Source organism: Pseudomonas moraviensis subsp. stanleyae (assembly GCF_036283065.1).
Lineage (GTDB): Bacteria > Pseudomonadota > Gammaproteobacteria > Pseudomonadales > Pseudomonadaceae > Aquipseudomonas > Aquipseudomonas stanleyae.
In genome coordinates, this window is the sequence record NZ_JAADJI010000005.1 from 389,101 (window position 1) to 408,121 (window position 19,021).

10 protein-coding genes are annotated in these 19,021 nt (G+C 60.3%); 1 reads left to right on the forward strand and 9 read right to left on the reverse strand.

Features of this window, described 5'->3' with window-relative positions; translation table 11 throughout:
* Positions 1 to 23: 23 nt before the first annotated feature.
* Positions 24 to 1,043, reverse strand: coding sequence for an arginine/ornithine succinyltransferase subunit alpha (aruF, locus tag GXB78_RS11540; RefSeq protein WP_024014015.1), 1,020 nt, complete (start codon positions 1,041 to 1,043; stop codon positions 24 to 26).
* Between the two features lie 206 nt (positions 1,044 to 1,249).
* Positions 1,250 to 2,470 carry an aspartate aminotransferase family protein gene (locus GXB78_RS11545; RefSeq protein WP_329515469.1) on the reverse strand — a complete coding sequence of 407 codons (1,221 nt, stop codon included), beginning with the start codon at positions 2,468 to 2,470 and terminating at the stop codon, positions 1,250 to 1,252.
* Between the two features lie 303 nt (positions 2,471 to 2,773).
* Here GXB78_RS11545 and GXB78_RS11550 point away from each other — a divergent pair, with 303 nt between their 5' ends.
* Entirely contained in the window at positions 2,774 to 10,540 is a 7,767-nt protein-coding gene (locus GXB78_RS11550; protein ID WP_329515470.1) for a dermonecrotic toxin domain-containing protein, read from the forward strand.
* A gap of 13 nt (positions 10,541 to 10,553) precedes the next feature.
* Here GXB78_RS11550 and argR read toward each other — a convergent pair whose 3' ends face one another.
* The 7 genes from argR to acs form a co-directional block, all read right to left on the reverse strand.
* Positions 10,554 to 11,534 (reverse strand): transcriptional regulator ArgR, encoded by a 981-nt coding sequence (argR, locus tag GXB78_RS11555; RefSeq protein WP_329515471.1) that lies wholly within the window; start codon positions 11,532 to 11,534, stop codon positions 10,554 to 10,556.
* Between the two features lie 250 nt (positions 11,535 to 11,784).
* A complete protein-coding gene (locus GXB78_RS11560) occupies positions 11,785 to 12,549 on the reverse strand; it encodes an ABC transporter ATP-binding protein (protein WP_007912705.1) in 765 nt (254 codons plus the stop codon).
* Between the two features lie 31 nt (positions 12,550 to 12,580).
* Positions 12,581 to 13,693, reverse strand: coding sequence for a succinylglutamate desuccinylase/aspartoacylase family protein (locus tag GXB78_RS11565; RefSeq protein WP_329515472.1), 1,113 nt, complete (start codon positions 13,691 to 13,693; stop codon positions 12,581 to 12,583).
* A gap of 1 nt (position 13,694) precedes the next feature.
* Positions 13,695 to 14,393, reverse strand: coding sequence for an ABC transporter permease (locus GXB78_RS11570; protein WP_130911161.1), 699 nt, complete (start codon positions 14,391 to 14,393; stop codon positions 13,695 to 13,697).
* Positions 14,390 to 15,079, reverse strand: a complete 690-nt coding sequence (locus tag GXB78_RS11575; protein WP_016773583.1) for an ABC transporter permease — start codon at positions 15,077 to 15,079, stop codon at positions 14,390 to 14,392. The genes GXB78_RS11570 and GXB78_RS11575 overlap by 4 nt, the downstream gene beginning before the upstream one ends.
* A 91-nt stretch (positions 15,080 to 15,170) precedes the next feature.
* The gene (locus GXB78_RS11580) at positions 15,171 to 15,944 is read right to left on the reverse strand and encodes an ABC transporter substrate-binding protein (protein WP_039757969.1); all 774 of its coding nucleotides are present in this window, start codon (positions 15,942 to 15,944) and stop codon (positions 15,171 to 15,173) included.
* A 715-nt stretch (positions 15,945 to 16,659) separates the two neighbouring features.
* A complete protein-coding gene (gene acs, locus GXB78_RS11585; RefSeq protein WP_042607209.1) occupies positions 16,660 to 18,615 on the reverse strand; it encodes an acetate--CoA ligase in 1,956 nt (651 codons plus the stop codon).
* Between the last annotated feature and the right edge of the window lie 406 nt (positions 18,616 to 19,021).

A 19,021-nucleotide genomic window follows, 5' to 3' on the forward strand; every position in this document is an offset into this window, starting at 1 on the left:
CACCCGTGAAACTCGCTAAGGCGTTAAACCGCCACCAGGCGCACGCTGGCACCTTCACCGACGCCCAGGGCTTCGGCTGCTTCCATATCCAGCGTCACCGGTTTGCCCGGCGCATAGTCCAGCTCCAGCAACACCGCGCGGTAATCCTGCAACTGTGCGTTGGCCACCAAGTACTGACGCCCGGCGCCTTTGACCGGCTCGCCGATCTTCACCGGCACCACGCGGCTCTGGGCGATCGAACGGATGCCGGACACCCGCGCATGCAGGGTCGGGCCGCCATCGAAAATGTCGATGTAGTGATCGGTCTCGAAGCCTTCGCGCATCAGGATGTCGAAGGTGATCTGCGCCCGTGGGTGCACCTGGCCCATCGCCTCTTGCGCGGAGTCCGGCAGCAGCGGCACGTAGATCGGGTAATGCGGCATCAGCTCGGCGAGGAAGGTGCGGCTTTTCAGCCCGCACAGGCGCTCGGCTTCGGCGTAGTTGAGGTCGAAGAAGTTGCGCCCGATCGCATCCCAGAACGGCGAGTCGCCATTCTCGTCGCTGTAACCGACGATCTCGGTCACCACCGAATCGGCAAAGCGCTCCGGGTGGCTGGCGACGAACAACAGACGGCCACGGGAGTTGAGCTCGGCCCACGGCGACCCGACCAGTTCGCGCTGCACGTAGAAACTGGTCAGCAAGCTGTTGCCGGTCAGGTCGTGGCACTGCGAGAGCACGTGGATCTTGTTGTGGATCTTCAGCTCGCGGGAGGCGTGGACGAAGGTCTCGTTACGGAAGCTGTAGAACGGCTCGGAGTAGCCGGCCGAAGCGACGATGGCCGAGCAACCGACGAGCTTGCCGGTGCTTGAATCTTCGAGGACGAAGAAGTAACTCTCTTCACCGTTGAAGCTCACTTCGGCGGCGAACGAAGCTTCGCTCGCGGCGATCTTGTCGCTCAGACGTTCCACGTCATCCGGCAAGGAAGTGACACCAATCGGGCTGTCCGCAGCCAGACGCTGTACCTCGCCCAGATCAGCCATTTGCGCGGGGCGCATCACCAGCATGGTGTCACTCCTTTTCTCTTCAAAAAATCACAGAAAGAACACCGGACACTGTGGGAGCGAGCCTGCTCGCGAAAGCGGTTTGTCAGTCAGCATAGATGGCGACTGACACTCCCTCTTCGCGAGCAGGCTCGCTCCCACATTGGAAACTCGCCCGGTGTCAAAAATTGAGTTCGGCGCCTGCAAAATTTCAGGCGCCGAAAGGTCCATCAGGCTTGCGTCAACTTCGCCGCAGCACGTTCGAAGCGGTCCAGACCGGCATCGATATCGGCATCTTCCACCACCAGGCTCGGGGCGAAACGAATCACGTCCGGGCCCGCCTGAAGAATCATCAGGCCTTCCTGTTCGGCGGCGTTGAAGATGTCCTTGGCCTTGCCTTTCCACGCTTCGCTGAGCACGCAACCGATCAGCAGACCGAGCCCACGTACCTGAGTGAACAGGCCGTATTTCTCGCCGATCTGTTGCAGGCGGGTCTTGAACTTGTCGTGCTTGGCGTTCACGCCGTTCAACACTTGCGGGGTGTTGATCACGTCGATCACTGCCTCAGCGACAGCGCAGGCCAACGGGTTGCCGCCGTACGTGGTGCCGTGAGTGCCGACCACCAGATGTTTTGCCAGCGCTTCGGTGGTCAGCATCGCCGCGATCGGGAAACCACCGCCCAGGCTCTTGGCGCTGGTGAGGATGTCCGGGGTCACGCCGTAATGCTGGTAGGCGAACAGCTTGCCGCTGCGGCCCATGCCGGTCTGCACTTCATCGAACACCAGCAGCGCGTTGTTCGCGTCGCACAGCTCACGGGCGCCTTGCAGGTATTCAAGTTCGGCCGGCAGCACGCCGCCCTCGCCCTGGATCGGCTCAAGCACCACCGCGCAGGTCTTCTCGGACACCGCGGCTTTCAGCGCGGCCAGATCGTTGTAGGGAACGTGGGTGATGCCGGTGATTTTCGGGCCGAAACCGTCGGAGTACTTCGACTGGCCACCGACGTTGACGGTGAACAGGGTACGGCCGTGGAAGCTGTTCAGCGCGGCGATGATTTCGTATTTCTCGCTGCCGAAACGGTCGAATGCGACGCGACGGGCCAGTTTGAACGCGGCCTCGTTGGCTTCGGCGCCGGAGTTGCAGAAGAACACGCGCTCGGCAAACGTGGCGTCGATCAGCTTGTGGGCCAGGCGCAGGGCCGGTTCGTTAGTGAACACGTTGGACACGTGCCACAGCTTGTTCGCCTGTTCGGTCAACGCGCCGACCAGCGCCGGATGTGCGTGGCCCAATACGTTGACGGCAATCCCGCCGGCGAAGTCGATCAGCTCGCGGCCGGCCTGATCCCAGACCCGGGAACCGGCGCCACGCACCGGAATGAAAGCGGCAGGCGCGTAGTTGGGAACCATTACCTGGTCGAAATCGGCGCGTTGTACCGCAGCGTGCTCAACGGACATCGGAGTCTCCTGAAGAGGAACACCCGCCTGGAACTGGCGAGCGATGAGGGGATTGTAAGGACAGTTTGGTGCCCGGCCTTGTCGCCAAGCGACAACTTCTTATAGCGCAAACCCCGGATTTTCCCGGGTTTACGGCAATGCGACATATAGCGTCGCAAAGGCGCAGTTTACCGGGCGCGGCGGATTTGCGGCAGGCCGCGCAGAATACCAATTCAGCCTCGCGCCAGAGATATAAATATCTACCGCCCGGCAATCGCTTCCTGCTGATTTGCTGAGGGTTCTTTTCAACGCCAAGGAATGGCCATGCACCTGTCTGAACGACACCCATCGGCAACCCCGGATGACGCAAATGACGCGCACCATGCGGACGAACATTATCAACCACTCAAGAACGCGATTCCCGCCTGGCTGGGCGACACCTCAGCCACGCGGCGAGCGGCGCTGAAGAACAGCGTTGCGCAACAGTCGGCAACGCTCAAGACCGCGCCAGCCGAACAGCATGCGCTGATGAAAAGCCTTGGGGCGGCGCATATCACCGCCCAGAGCCAGGTCGATAAAAGCCTGGAGCATTTGCAAGACGCGGCGGCCTTCGCCGAACCCCTGCTCAAGGCCGAGCTGAAACGCAGCTTCGATCTGGATGTGGATGTCAGAAACACCTATGTGCGCCTGTATATTCCCGCCACCACCCCTTGGTTTCCCATTCGCACCGGCGCCCGCGCCTGGTCGGTGTCACTGCTCGAGGCGGCGCTGCATAACTTCGAAGACAGGGAAACCGAAGATGACGCCTTCGAAGCCGAGTCGACATTCACCAGCGCACCCTCGGCCACAGGGCAGTTTGAAACCCTGCCCGACATCAAGGCCAGACTGAGCATTCCGGCTTTCACAAAACTGTGCCGTCGACTGGATATCGGCGCGAAATACAAAGCCAGCCTTGAAGACAATCTTGGCTACTCCGATCCGATGGTCGCGTCGGTCTTGCGCGGCAAAATCGACGCCAGCCAGAAGGCTGCGATGAAGTCTGCCCTGCAATGGGCGCGGATGAACCGTGATGTCTCGGAAAATGCGGTGCGCCTGATCGAGGCCATGCTCGACGGCATGAAAGGCCTGCATGTGCACGGCGCCCCGCTGTTGTGTCATGACATGACAATGCTTTGCGCACCGCTCACCGGCATTCTGGTATTTGCCCCGGACCTGTACATGACGCGCAATGCAGCGCGCGTCGTCGCCTACGTCCCGGATGACCCCGAACATCCGTTCAAGGAATACGCCTCGCCATTGGAAATGGTCGTGGAACTGACGCGCCAGTTGCGCTCCAGAGAGTATCAGCAGTTCTTCAGCCGCTTCGTCAATCACGACCAACGCGGTTTCTTCTTCAGCACCCTCAACAGCCGGCTGAGTGAAATCAGATGGCACCCGCACGAACCCGGCGACCCTCGGCCGGCGTGGCGCGAAGCCGCGGTGGAGCGGCCGGATCTGCAGACTGCGCTGACGCCGTTTCACGATGACTTGTGGCAGCACCTGTACCGGGCAAAGCTGAACAAGATCTTCAATGACGCCCGAACCATTGCCGTACCGACTGCGCTGGTCGATCAGAGGGCGCGCTGGGCGTTCTGGGATTCGGTGGTCAACATCATCTCCTCCATCGCACAGACCGCCGCGATGATCGTCGCGCCGTTCGTGCCGGTGCTGGGTGAAGCGATGATGGCGTACATGGCCTATCAGATGCTCGATGAAGTATTCGAAGGCATTGTCGAGTGGGCGCAGGGGCGCACGACCGAAGCGGTCGAACACTTGATGGGGACCGTGGAATCGATGATCCAGCTGGGCATGTTCGCCGTCGGCGGTGCGATTGGCGCGGCCGAGTTTCGCAAGGTATTGCCCAAGGAAATCGTAGCGTTCATCGACCGCTTCAAACCGGTACGACTGGCCAATGGTGAAACCCGCTATTGGCAACCGGATCTCGAACGCTACAAACACCCGCAGAGCCCGATCGCCGATTCACAACCCGATGCACTGGGTTTGCATACGCACCAGGACAAGCTTCTGCTGCCCCTGGAGGACGCGCACTTTGCGGTGAAAGAAAGCTCAGCGCCGGGTCAGTACCGCATCGAACATCCGAGTCGCCCCGACGCTTACCAGCCGCTGCTGCGCCACAATGGCGAAGGCGCCTGGCACACAGAACTCGAGCAACCGCTGCAGTGGGATGGCGCAACCGCGCTGCGCCGTATCGGTCCCTCGGTCGAGAGTTTATCTTCGAACGAGCGCGCAACCGTCCTGCGGATCAGCGGAACCAGCGAAGACGCGTTGCGCAAGATGCATGTCGAGCAGGAAAAAGTTCCACCGCTGCTGGCGGACAGCATCCAGCGCTTCAAGATTGATCAGCAGTTGCAACGCTTCATCGACCAGCTTGACAGCGATGTCGCCGAAGAGTTTTTGCGCGCCGACCCGTTCACTCAGCTACAGGTGCTCAGCGAATACGGCCGTTGGCCAGGCGACAAGTGCCTGCGTCTGCTGGATCGCCAAGGCGAGCAACTGTGGCAATCGTCTGCCGACGCAAGCCTGCCGGTGATCGAACTGCGCCAGGACAGACTGGTTGGTGGCGACGTGCTCAAAACTCTGCTCTACACCCTCGACGAGACGCAGATCAGAGCCTTGTTGGACGAGCCCTTCGCAGGACCGACGCCGTCCATCGAGGTACGCGGCCAGAACCTGCGCAAGCAAGTGGCCGACCTCGCCAGACGCAACAGAAGCGCGCTGTTCGAGTCGCGCTATCAAGCCCTGCAGCAACTCGACGATCCGCTGGCTGCACGACTGAAGATGCACCCTCCCGAACTGCCGGCCAGCGTTACCCGCGAACTGCTCGATACTGCGACCGGCAGCGAACTGCTGCAGATAAGCGAAGGACAGCTGCCCGCGCGCCAGCAGGCACTCATGCAAATGGCCAGTGCGGAGGTGCGCGTAACCCGCGCTTACGAAGGGCTCGAGCTGGGTTCTGTGAACAACACCGACTCTGATTCCCTGGCGCTGCACAGCCTCAAATTGCTGCCGGGCTGGAGCGGTGATGTACGCATCGAGATCCGTGACGGGCGCTATGAGGGCCCGTTACTGGACACCATCGGCCGTGACGATGCGCCTGCACACAAGGTGCTGGTTCGTCGCGACGATGGCCAATATCAACCTTGTGACGATCGTGGGCAGCAGCTGCATTCATTCACTGATTTTTATTCCAGCCTGTTGTACGCATTGCCCGACAGCGAGCGCCAGAGCCTGGACCTGCGCATCGGTCAGAGTCAGGCGCTGAAGGCGGCCATTCGTGAACGTACGCTCGAGCGCAACGAGTGGCGTCAGGTGATTGCCGATACGCCGTCCCGAGCGCCGACTGTCGACACCCTGCGCCTGCTGGGGACCGATGGTTACGCCCATGCTCCGCGTCCGCCGCGTCCCGCTTACCAGCCACACACCCTCGAAGAAGACATCCGCGTGCTCTATCCACGCATGTCGAATCATGAGATGCGCTTTCTCGCCGAAAGCATGCGCAGGAGTCCCGCAGGCCCGCGCGCAGAGATGCTTCGCTTGCAAAATGACTACTTGCAATTGCAGAACGAGCTGCATGTCTGGGCCAACAATCCGCCCGCCGTGCATCCCGAAACCGGCACGGCGCTGACGCCGCTGGAGAAGCGCGCCGAACTCCAGAATCGCCGGCTGCTCAGGGAGCAATTGCTCAAAGCCTGGAGGCGGGAGCACGTCACGGGTATCAATCAACAGGGCTTCGCCGCCGGATACGCGTTGCGCCTTACACCGGCGGTCATGGGCGACTTGCCGGTGTTGTCAGCAAACTTCAGCCATATCACCTCGCTCGCCATTGATGGCAGCCCGATGACAACATCTGTCGACAGCTTTCTGCAGTCCTTCAGTCAGTTGCAGAATATTGATGCGCGCAACCTCAATCTGCCGAGCCTGCCGCAAGCACTGACTTCAATGCCCTCGCTGCGCGAGTTGCGTTTACGTGATTGCCGAGTCAGCCTGACGACGGTCACAGAGTCGGTGCTGGCTTCCTTGCCACAACTCACCCTGCTCGATCTGCAAGGCAACGCGCTGGGCTTGCCGCCGGACGTGCGCACGATGCCCTCGTTGCGCTACGTCAATCTGTCGGATACGGGCATTCATACGGTGCCCGACGATCTGCTGGATCACCCGCGGTTGATTTCGGCGCAATTCGATCGCAACCGCATTACCCGGATACCGGAAAAGTTCTTCAACCTGGCAAGCTCCCTCAGCGATGGTTACACCTTTGCCGACAACCCGTTGACGGCGGCCTCTCGTGAACGGGTCAAAGTGTTCTACGAGCACACCGGCAAGCACTTCGGTGTCCGGCCTGTGCAGGAGGATCTGCAGCGCACCATCGCCTTGTTCCCTTCCCTTGACACCGAAGGCGCGACACGGGTTTTGTACGGGTTGCCCGGGCCATTGGCCGAGTGCGGTGCACAGTTGTCACGCTGGGAAAATGAGCTCGGCGTTCTGCATCTGGAACTCAACCAATGGATCAACCAGGCCGCCGTGACTGCCGCGCAATCGGGAGAACGCCTGCCTCTCGAGGCGCAGACCCGCGAACTGGATGCGAGGCGAGATTTTGCCCGACAGATCGAACAATTCTGGCGCAGCCCGCCCACGACGTACCCGCGCCTTGAAGAACTCAGGGCTACCGCGACGTTCAGTGGAGACATGCCGATACTCAGCATCGGTTTCGAGCGTGTTACCCGGTTGAACCTCGTTGGCAACGCCAATATCACCGCCGCCCTGCGCTTCGTGGAGTGTTTCCCCAACCTTGCCAAGCTGAAAATGAACGGCTTCGAACTGGAACCGCTTGCGCTCGGCGAAGCAAAACTGCCTCGACTGACCGACCTGGAGCTGAAAAATTGTGGCGTGATAATGACCCCGGAAAATCAGGCTGCGCTGCTGTCACTCAACGCTCTGGACACGCTGGACCTGAGCAACAATCCGCTGGGGACCTTTCCCGACCTGAACCTGTTGCCGGAATTGTTCCATCTCGATCTGTCCAACTGCGGGCTGACCGTCGTTCCTGAGGGACTGACCAGCCATCCGGGGCTCCGAACCGCAGTGCTTTCGGGGAACCGCATCACGCAGTTGCCTGACGCTCTGTTCGACCTCGCCGCCGACCGCAGTGACGGCATTGACCTTGCCGACAATCCGCTGTCGGCAGCCACCCGGGACCAGGTCAAAAATTACTATCGAATCCATGGAAACGACTTTGACGTAATGGCTGCCGAGCCAGACGTTGCCCTCGCCCGGCAGCTGTTTCCCGGTCTGAACAACCAGGAGGCCAGCGAGATGATCTACGACTTGCCCGGCGACCTGGCCGACGGCCGCAAACAGCTCCTGCGCTGGCAAGTGGAGCAGCAACAGATGCGCGATGATCTGACCCGCTGGGCCTTGGCAACTCCGTCCACGCATCCGGGTACAGGTCAGGTCCTCAACGCAAGCGAGCTTTTGGCGCAACGATCCGCACGCTCCGACTTCAAGCAATTGATAGAGGATTTCTGGAGCGAAAGGTTGATGGGAACCGGCGAGCGCAGAGCATCTCTGGCGGCAGACCTGAAGTTCTTCGGCGAAATGCCGCGCCTGACCGTCAACTTCGATCACGTGACCAGCCTCAAGCTTGCTGGCAATGTAACGACCGCAGGACTGGAGCCGTTCGCCGGATTGTTCCCGAATCTTCAAACGCTGGAATTGAAAGCCTTCACTCTCTATGACATCCCTTCATTCGTCAGCCGTCTGCACTATCTCAAAGAGCTCACACTGAATGACTGCGCGCTGACGCTCACGCCTGCCGGGCAGCAAATACTCGGCGCTCTGCCCGAGTTGCGGTTGCTCGATCTGAGTCACAACCCACTGACAAACGCGCCCGATCTTACAATCTTCCCCAAGGTGAGCCACTTCTGGCTTGGCCATACCGATCTCATCAGCGTGCCCGAGGGAATCGCCGAGCATCCGCTGCTGCAAGAGCTTCACCTCAATAACAACCAGATTACCGAGCTGCCGGACGCGTTCTTCAACTTGAATCCCGATCGGGCCAACAGCGTGTATCTGAACGACAATCCTCTGTCGATGAATGCCCGCGAGCGCGTCAAGCGCTACTACGCCGCACAGGGGCGCAACTTCCGGATCAAGCCGGCATCGGCTGACATTGCCATGGCGCAGAGACTGTTCCCGCGACTGGGCGAAAACGCTGCGATCAACATGATTTATCGCCTGCCCGGGACACTACAGACCGGTACGGCACAACTGGTCAGATGGGAGGCGGAAATCGCCCGCATGACCAGTGATCTCAATACATGGAGCGCGCGCCTGCCGGTCAACAACCCTTCGACGGCGCTGCCCTGGACTGCGCCGGAAAAATTTGCAGAACTTGCCGCCAGACAAAGATTCAGCAACGACCTTGAGAAACTCTGGCGCGGCAGGCAAAACGAAAATTCAGCCCTGCGGTTCAATACCTTCGAAGCCAATGCGCCGTTCGCCGGCGAATTGCCGGAACTGACCGCTGACTTCAGCCACATCACGCATCTCAACCTTCAGGGCAATCCGGGGCTGAACATTCCGGATGGGTTTTTCCGAAGCTTCAGCGGCCTGCGGGGGCTGGAACTGCAGGGCTTCGCCCTCGGCCGGATGCCTCAAACGCTGCAAAGCCTGCCGTTGCTTGAGAGGTTGATGCTGAGCAAGTGCCAGATCACTCTGGATCCTGCCGGACAAGCGATCCTGTCCACACTGACCCGATTGAAGTGGCTGGACTTGTACAGCAACGCGTTGCAGGCCACGCCCGATGTATCGAGCATGCAGAACTTGACGTTCATCGATTTGATCAACACTGGCATCGACAGTGTGCCTGCCGGGCTGGAACAGCTGCCGCACCTGGAGGTCGCGTTGCTGAGCGACAACAACATCAGCGAATTGCCGGCGCAACTGACGCTTTATTGCGATCGCGGCATTGAACTTGGCGCCAACCCGTTGTCGGTTGCCTCCAGAGAACGAATCAAAGCCGTTTTCCAGGCCAGGGCCGATAATTTTGGTGTCTGGGTCCAACAAGACGACATCGAACTGGCTCAAGACCTGTACCCGTCGCTGTCCGGCTTCGACGCCAACGATCTGCTTTACGGCCTGCCGGGTACGCTTGCCGATGGACGTCTTGAGCTGATGCGCAGGAAAACCGAACTCACCAGCCTGCTCGAACGCCTGGGCAGCTGGGTCAATGAAATCCCCAGCGATCCTGTGACGCAAATGCCACTTGGGGACGGCGCGGCAGCCACGGAAAAACTCGGCCGCCAGCACTTCAGGCACAGCCTGGAAAACGACCTGCGTCGGGCGCCCACCTTCCTGACCGGTCCAAGGGTTACCTGCGAGCTGTCGTTTACCGGCGAGCTGCCGCCGCTGGCCGCGCGCTTCGACCACATCGAACAATTGAAACTGACCACCACGGCGTCCGCCCCGCCGCGGATCGATCGCCTGCTGGCGCTTTTCCCTAAGCTCAAAGGCGTCGACATCCGCAACTACCCGCTGGGCGAGATTCCCAGCCCGATATTCGTTATGGACAGGCTGCGCAGCCTGTATCTGCCCGATTGTGGAATCACCCTGACTGCGCCGGCGGCAGAGGCGTTCGCGGCGTTGAAAAACCTGAGATCCGTCGACCTGAGCGACAATCCGCTCAACAATGCTCCAGACCTGAGCCATTTCCCGCAGATGACCGACGTGCGCCTGGGCAATTGCGCCTTGAGCAAGGTGCCTGACGGCCTGCTCGAACTGCCTCGATTGATGTATGCGGACTTGTCCGAGAACGCGATTACCGAGTTGCCAGGCGAGTTCCCTTCACAGCCCGGCGAGGTGGTGACCGAATACGACTTCAGCGACAACCCGCTGACTGCCGACAGCCAGCAGCGCCTGGAACGCTATGACGCCGCGTATCAAACGCGCATGGTCGAGCAACAGTCGAGCAACAACACCGTGTATCAGACGATTGAGGATTTCCATGACTTCTCGGCCAGCATGGAGATCGATTGAGGTCGACCCGCGATCAGCCCCGCTCCGGCGGTACTGACGACAATTCGAACGGACTGCTGCTGCGCCGCTGGTTGCGATCTTCCCGCGGCGTGGCACCGAAGAAGTTGCGATAGGCGCTGGAGAAATGCGGCCCCGAAGAGAAGCCACACGAGAGGCCGATCTGAATGATCGACTTGCTGGTCTGCATCAACATCTGCCGGGCCTTGTTCAGGCGCAGTTCCAGGTAGTACTGGCTCGGCACGCGGTTGAGGTATTGCTTGAAGATCCGCTCCAGCTGCCGACGGGATACGCACACGTGCTGGGCGATTTCGTCGGTGGTCAGCGGCTCTTCGATGTTGGCTTCCATCAGCAACACCGCTTGGGTCAGCTTCGGATGGCTGGAGCCGAGACGGTTCTGCAAGGGAATGCGCTGACGCTCACCGCCCTCGCGGATGCGCTCCACCACCAGCTCTTCCGACACCGCACCGGCCAGTTCGGCGCCGTGATCACGGGCGAGCACCGCCAGCAGCAGGTCGAGCACCGACATGCCTCCGCAGGCAGTCAGGCGATCGCGATCCCAGTCGAACAGATGACTGGTGGCGATCACTTTCGGGAAACGCTCAGCGAAATCATCCTGCCAGCGCCAGTGCACGGCGGCGCGATAACCGTCGAGCAAACCGAGCTGCGCCAGCGGATAGACACCGGCCGACAGACCACCGATCACGCAACCGGCACGCACCACTTGCTTGAGCGCACTGCTCAGCGCCGGCGCGAGGGTGGTTGGTGGCTCATCAGCGAGCAGAAAGAGTTTCTGGAAGTTCTCGAGCTTGCCGGCCCAAGGCTCGCCGGGTAGTTGCCAGGCGCCTTCGGTCTGCGGCTCGGCCTGCAGGAACGACAGTTCGTAAACCACGTCCGGGTGCACCCGCTGCGCAACACGCAAGGCCTCCTCCGCCAGCGCCAGCGTCAACGCTTTAGTGCTGGGCCAAATCAGGAAACCAATTCGATGGGCAGTCATGGGCGGGCAATCCGAAACGAACAACGGTGATGAAGGCATGGGCCAATGCTAGCCCGGAAATGAACACAATTCCTGAAACCGGTGAAGATCAGAATGTGGGAGCGAGCCTGCTCGCGAAGGCGGTGTAGCAGTCAACATGATTGCTAGCTGTTCTACCGCTTTCGCGAGCAGGCTCGCTCCCACAGGGGATCTGAGCCAGCCAGAAGATCGCGAAGCATGACCTAATCTGGTGCACAACGGCAGCCCTGATTTATTTCAGGCTGCCCGACAGGAACTGCTGCAAGCGCTCCGACTGCGGGTTGACCAGCACTTCGCGCGGGTTGCCGCTTTCTTCGACGACGCCTTTGTGCAGGAACACCAACTGGTTCGACACTTCACGGGCGAAGCCCATTTCGTGGGTCACCACAACCATGGTGCGGCCTTCCTGCGCCAGTGCCTGCATGACTTTCAGCACATCGCCGACCAGTTCCGGGTCGAGGGCCGAGGTCGGTTCGTCGAACAGCATCACCTCAGGCTCCATCGCCAGCGCCCGGGCAATCGCCACGCGCTGCTGCTCGCCACCGGACATGTGCCCAGGGAATGCGTCTTTACGATGGGCCACGCCGACCTTGTTCAAGTAGTACTCGGCTTTTTCGCGGGCTTCGTACTTGGGTACGCCGAGCACGTGCACCGGCGCTTCCATGATGTTTTCGATCGCGGTCATGTGCGACCAGAGGTTGAAATGCTGGAACACCATCGACAGGCGCGAACGCATGCGTTGCAGCTGCTTCGGGTCAGCGGCTTTCAGCGCGCCGTCCTTGTTCGCCACCAGTTTCAGCTCTTCGTTGTTGAGCAGGATCTTGCCGGCATGCGGCTGCTCGAGCAGGTTGATGCAACGCAGGAAAGTACTTTTGCCGGAGCCACTGGAGCCGATGATGCTGATCACATCGCCGGCGGCGGCTTTCAGGGACACGCCCTTGAGCACTTCGTGACTGCCATAGCGTTTATGCAGGTCTTGGACTTCAAGTTTGTACATGCGGTCGGTTCTCACAAAAACAGTCAGTCAGTCAGTCGTTGAGCAAGCGCCCGTGACGCAGCGCTTCGCGCCCCGCCACCTTGGCCAGCCAGAAACCGGGTTGGGCATAGCGCAGCCGTTCAATGGCAAACAGCACCCCGGACGTACCAGCACATACCGTGCTGACCCGATCGGACACAGGGTCGATCACTTGAAAAATCTCGTCGCCCGCCTCGACCCATTCGCCGGGCCTGCGGGAAAAACTCACCACACCGGGGTGCGGCGCAAACAGCAATTCGGTGCCTTCGAACGGCATGCCTTCGCACGGTTCAAACGCCGGGTCCGGCCACTCGCCGGTGATCAGGCCCTGCTCGGCCAGAAACGCCAGAATGCCTTCGGCGTAAGCCTCGGCCTCAACGCGACCGGTGTCGGCCTGCCCGCCCAACTCGATGGTCGTCGCCAGACACGCCAGCGGAATCTGCGCATCGGGGAACTGCCGCGACAGGCGCAGCCACGGTAGCGAGCAAGCCTCGTCGAAGGAGCTGCCACCGGAATCTTCCGCGAGCAAACCAACCTTGATGTTCAGATGTGCCGACAGCGAACGCCACTGCGGCCAATGCTGCGGCAACGCATACATGTGCAGCGCGGCTTCGGCGTCGCAGTGCAGATCCAGCACCACATCGGCGGTGCAGGCGTGGCTGAGCAGCACACGCTGCATGCCTTGCAACTGGGTGCCCGCTTCAGGCAATGCGGCCAGGTGATCGGCCATCGCCTGACGGATCAGCCGCACGTTGGCGTGCGGATCATCACCGAGCCTGTCGCCCAGCGCGGCTGCAACCGGCGCGCTCAGTTCGACAAAATCACGGTTGAAATTCTTGCCGCTGCCGGCCTCGAAACGCCCCTGGAAATTGCCTTGCAGCAATTGCCCGAGACCCAGAGGATTGGCCACCGGCACCAGCTCGATCACACCGTTGAGCAAGCCCTGGGCTTCGAGTTCGCCGAGGCGCTTTTTCAGCTCCCAGGCGGTGCGCATGCCCGGCAGTTCATCGGCGTGCAGGCTGGCCTGGATGTAGGCCTTGCGCTCGCCGCTACCAAACCGGAAAACCGACACCTTGCGCTCGCTGCCCAGATGGCTCCACGGCAATACGTGATCGATGCGTTGCATATCAGTGCTTCCGTGGCGCGAGGTAGCTCAACCAGCGACGCTCGGCCAGTTTGAACAGCTTGACCAGAATGAAGGTCAGGCACAGGTAGAACACGCCGGCGGTGATGTACGCCTCGAACGGCAGATAGAACTGCGCGTTGACGGTGCGCGCCGCGCCAGTGATGTCGATCAGGGTCACGATGGAGGCCAGACTGGTGGTCTGCAGCATCATGATCACTTCGTTGCTGTACTGCGGCAGCGCCCGGCGCAGGGCCGACGGCAGCAGGATGCGCTTGTACAGTTTGAAGCGCGACATGCCCATGGCCTTGGCCGCTTCGATCTCACCGTTCGGCGTGGCCTTGAGGCTGCCGGCAATGATTTCCGCGGTGTAGGCGCTGGTGTTGACCGCAAAGGCCAGGCAGGCGCAGAACGTCGCGCTCGACAGCCACGGCCACAGGAAGCTTTCGCGGACAGCTTCGAACTGGGCCAGACCGTAGTAGATCAGGAACAGCTGCACCAGCATCGGCGTGCCACGAATCACATAGGTGTACAGCCACGCCGCGCCATTGACGAGCGGGTTTTTCGAGACGCGCATCAGCCCCAGCGGCAACGCCGCGAGCAAGCCGAAGAACAGCGACAGGGCGAGCAGTTTGAGGGTGGTCAGCAGGCCGCCGAAGTACAGCGGCAGCGCCTCCCAAATGACGTTGTAGTCGAAGATCATAGATCAGCCGCCCTTACGCCTACCGAGTAGCGCTTCTCAAGGTGACGCAATGCCAGCAACGACACACTGGTGATCACCAGGTACATCGCCGCCACTGCGAGGAAGAAGGTGAAAGGCTCGCGCGTGGCATCCGCCGCCTGCTTGGCCTTGAACATCATGTCTTGCAGACCGACCACGGAAATCAGCGCGGTGGCCTTGGTCAGTACCAGCCAGTTGTTGGTGAAGCCCGGGATGGCCAGACGAATCATCTGCGGCACCATCACCCGGAAAAACACCTGAAAACTGCTCATGCCGTACGCCATGCCCGCTTCGGCCTGGCCCTTGGGGATCGCCATGAATGCACCACGGAAGGTTTCCGAAAGGTACGCACCGAAGATGAAACCGAGGGTGCCGATACCGGCGGCCAGCGGGTTCAGATCGATGTAGTCGTCATAGCCGAGCATCGGCGCCACGCGGTTGAGCAGGTCCTGACCGCCGTAGAAGATCAGCAGGATCAGCACCAGGTCGGGAATCCCGCGGATCACCGTCGAATACAGGTCGCCCAGCCACGCCAGCCAGCGCACCGGCGACAGGCGCAACGCGACACCGATCAGCCCGAGAACGATGGCCAGAGCCATGGACGACAAGGCGAGCTGAAGCGTCAGCCATGCGCCATCGAGGATGACAGCCCCGTAGCCTTTCAACATGATTCAGGTCCTCGAAAGTTGGGATGAAAAAATGGCGCAAACCGCAGAGACTCTGTTGCTTGCGCCATTTCGGACTTGTCGCAGAGACGTCTTACTTGCCGTAGATGTCGAAGGCGAAGTACTTGTCCTGGATTGCCTTGTATTTGCCGTTTTCGCGGATGGCCGCGATGGCCGTGTTGATCTTGTCTTTCAGGGCGTCGCCCTTGCGCACCGCGATACCTACGCCGTCGCCGAAGTACTTGACGTCGGTGAAGGCCGGGCCAACGAACGCGAAGCCTTTGCCGGCGTCGGTTTTCAGGAAACCGTCGTCCAGCAGGGTTGCGTCAGCCACGGTACCGTCGAGACGACCGGCGGCCACGTCGAGGTAGATTTCGTTTTGCGAGCCGTACGGCTTGATCTCGGCGCCCAGTGGAGCGAGAACTTCGCGGGCGAAACGCTCGTGGATCGAACCACGCTGTACGCCGATGTTCTTGCCCTTCAGCTCAGCCAGGTTTTCGCTGACCTGAGTGCCGGCCTTCATCACCAGACGCGCCGGGGTGTTGTAGTACTTGTTGGTGAAGTCGACCGACTTCTTGCGATCTTCGGTGATCGACATCGACGACAGGATCGCGTCGATCTTGCGCACTTTCAGTGCCGGGATCAGGCCGTCGAACTCTTGCTCGACCCACACGCACTTGACCTTCATTTCTTCGCACAGCGCGTTGCCGATGTCGTAGTCGAAACCGACGATGCTGCCGTCCGGAGCTTTCGAGGCGAATGGAGGGTAAGCCGCTTCGATGCCGATCTTCACAGGTTTTTCGTCAGCGACGGCATTCAACGACAGCACGGACAGTGCCAGGGCGCCAAGCAGCACAAGTTTCTTCATCTTGGGACTCCATCGGTAAAGGGCAAAAACGGCAGAATGAGCGACAGCCCAATATGCGAATGGGTGAATCGGAAATCGGTTGCGCATCGGCGGAAATTTCCCGTTGAAACCGCAGGCGATTTCAACATCAGCCACGATGAGCGAGTGATCGGCATTCTAACGACAGGCCCGAAGCCGATATTTCTTCAATGCGACAACTAATTACAGATGCACCGAGAAAGCGGTTTGAGCTCATTGACAGCCCTGCAATTTCATGCAAGAGCGAAAGACAGTGAACCGATACATATTGCAAGTTGCGGGCCCATTATTCGCAAACCCTTCTAATCCGGCAAGCGCAGCGTTGTGTCTTATTTTTCAGAGGTGGCTCTGAGGCTCTAATACGGGGCGTAGCGTTTCACTTCGCCCCGCTTTCGCGCGAACGGTTACACATTGGCCTGTAGCGGGTAACAGCGGGAAAGGCCTGACGGCGCAGATCGATAATTATTGGTTGGGGTGTTGCGGTTTCCTACAGCTGACTACTGCGGTGTCTGACAGATCGCCTTCGCGAGCAGGCTCGCTCCCACAGGGATCTGCATTTGTCTGAAGGGACTCGGTCAAACTGTGGGAGCGAGCCTGCTCGCGAAGAGGCCAGCCCAACCACTCCAAAACCTCCAGACACAAAAAAGCCCCGCCCGGCATACACCGGACGGGGCTTTCTTCTTTTCAGACCTGCTACTTAAGCAACATTCATGGTCTTGTGCGTATCAATCAAATGCTGCACCACACCCGGATCCGCCAGGGTCGAGATATCGCCCAGCCCGTCGTATTCCGCCGTGGCGATCTTGCGCAGAATCCGGCGCATGATCTTGCCCGAACGGGTCTTCGGCAGCCCCGGCGCCCACTGGATCACGTCCGGCGAAGCGATCGGGCCGATCTCCTTGCGCACCCAGTTCTTCAGCTCCAGACGCAGTTGCTCGGTGGGCTCCTCGCCATTCTTCAAGGTCACGTAGACATAAATGCCCTGCCCCTTGATGTCATGCGGCACACCGACCACGGCAGCTTCGGCAACCTTCGGATGCGCGACCATCGCGCTTTCGATCTCGGCGGTGCCCATGCGGTGACCGGAAACATTGAGCACGTCGTCCACGCGCCCGGTGATCCAGTAGTAACCGTCGGCATCACGACGCGCGCCGTCACCGGTGAAGTACATGCCACGGAAGGTCTTGAAGTAGGTATCGACGAAACGATCGTGATCGCCATACAACGTGCGCGCCTGGCCTGGCCACGAATCGAGAATCACCAGATTGCCTTCGGCCTCGCCCTCGATAATGTTGCCGAGGTTGTCGACCAGCGCCGGCACCACGCCGAAGAACGGACGTGCCGCCGAACCCGGCTTCAGCGCATGCGCGCCTGGGAGCGGGCTCATCATGTTGCCGCCGGTCTCGGTCTGCCACCAGGTATCGACGATCGGGCAACGCGACTTGCCGACATTCTTGTAGTACCAGTCCCAGGCTTCCGGGTTGATCGGCTCGCCCACCGAACCGAGCAGGCGCAGGCTGCTGCCATCGGCGCCCTCGACCGCGGCCTGACCCGAAGCCATCATCGCGCGGATCGCGGTCGGCGCGGTGTAGAGGATGTTGACCTTGTGCTTGTCGATGATCTTCGCCACCCGGGTGATGTCCGGGTAGTTCGGCACACCTTCGAACAGCACGGTGGTCGCGCCATTGGCCAGCGGGCCGTAGACGATGTAGCTGTGGCCGGTGACCCAGCCGACGTCGGCGGTGCACCAGTAGATTTCGCCCGGGCGGTAGTCGAACACGCGCTCGTGGGTCATCGCCGCATAGAGCAGATAACCGCCGGTGGTGTGCTGCACGCCCTTCGGCTTGCCGGTGGAGCCGGAGGTATAAAGGATGAACAGCGCTTCCTCGGCGCCCATCTCTTTCGGCGCGCACACAGTGCCCGCGACTTTCATCAGGTCTTCGTACCAGATGTCGCGATGCTGGTTCCACTTGATGTCGCCACCGGTGCGCTTGCAGACGATGACTTTCTGGATGCTGCTGGTTTCCGGATTGGTCAGGGCGTCGTCGACGTTGGCCTTGAGGGAAATCTTCTTGCCGGCGCGGATGCCTTCGTCAGCGGTGATCACCACTTTCGATTTGCAGTCGATGATGCGACCGGCCAGGGCTTCCGGCGAGAAACCACCGAACACCACCGAGTGAATCGCGCCGATCCGGGTGCAGGCCAGCATGGCGACCACGGCTTCGGGAATCATCGGCATGTAAATCGTTACCACGTCGCCACGGTGCACATCCTGACCACGCAGGGCGTTGGCCAGTTTGCACACTTGCTCGTGCAGTTCGCGGTAGGTGATGTTGCGGCTCTCGGAAGGATCGTCGCCTTCCCAGATGATCGCGATTTGATCGCCGCGCTCGGCCAGATGACGGTCGAGGCAGTTGTAGGAAACGTTCAGGGTGCCGTCGGCAAACCACTTGATGTCGACATGGTGATCGTCGAACGAGGTCTGTTTCACCGTGGTGAAGGGCTTGATCCAGTCCAGACGCTGGGCTTGCTCGCGCCAGAAGCCGTCCGGGTTGACGACCGACTGCTGGTACATGGCTTTGTAGGTCGCCTCGTCAGTCAGCGTGTTTGCCAGAACCTCGGGACGAACGGGATACAGAGAAGCCGCACTCATCTTTCCTACCTCGGTGTAATAAATAGTTGTTTTTGTATGACCCTGTTGTAGCCGGGTGGGGCCCATAGAACCATTCGACGATGGTTGTAGGAGAGCTGCCGAAGGCTGCGATCTTTTGATCTCCAAAGCAAGATCAAAAGATCGCAGCCTCGTTGCACTCGACAGCTCCTACAAGGGCCGTGCGGGGGATTGTTACCAAATATGCCAAAAGTGTTTATCAAAACCCGGTCTGTTTACCCCGGCCCCACCGCCCTAAAATTCACCTCGCCAACAAGGCAACCGCGATTAACAACGTTACAGCCCCCACGAAGGCCGTTAATCCAGCTCTCCAAGTAACGCATCAAATACCCAAGCTCCACACGCAACCCTAAAAAGGTTGCGTGACCCCACTCGACCTCAAAAAGGT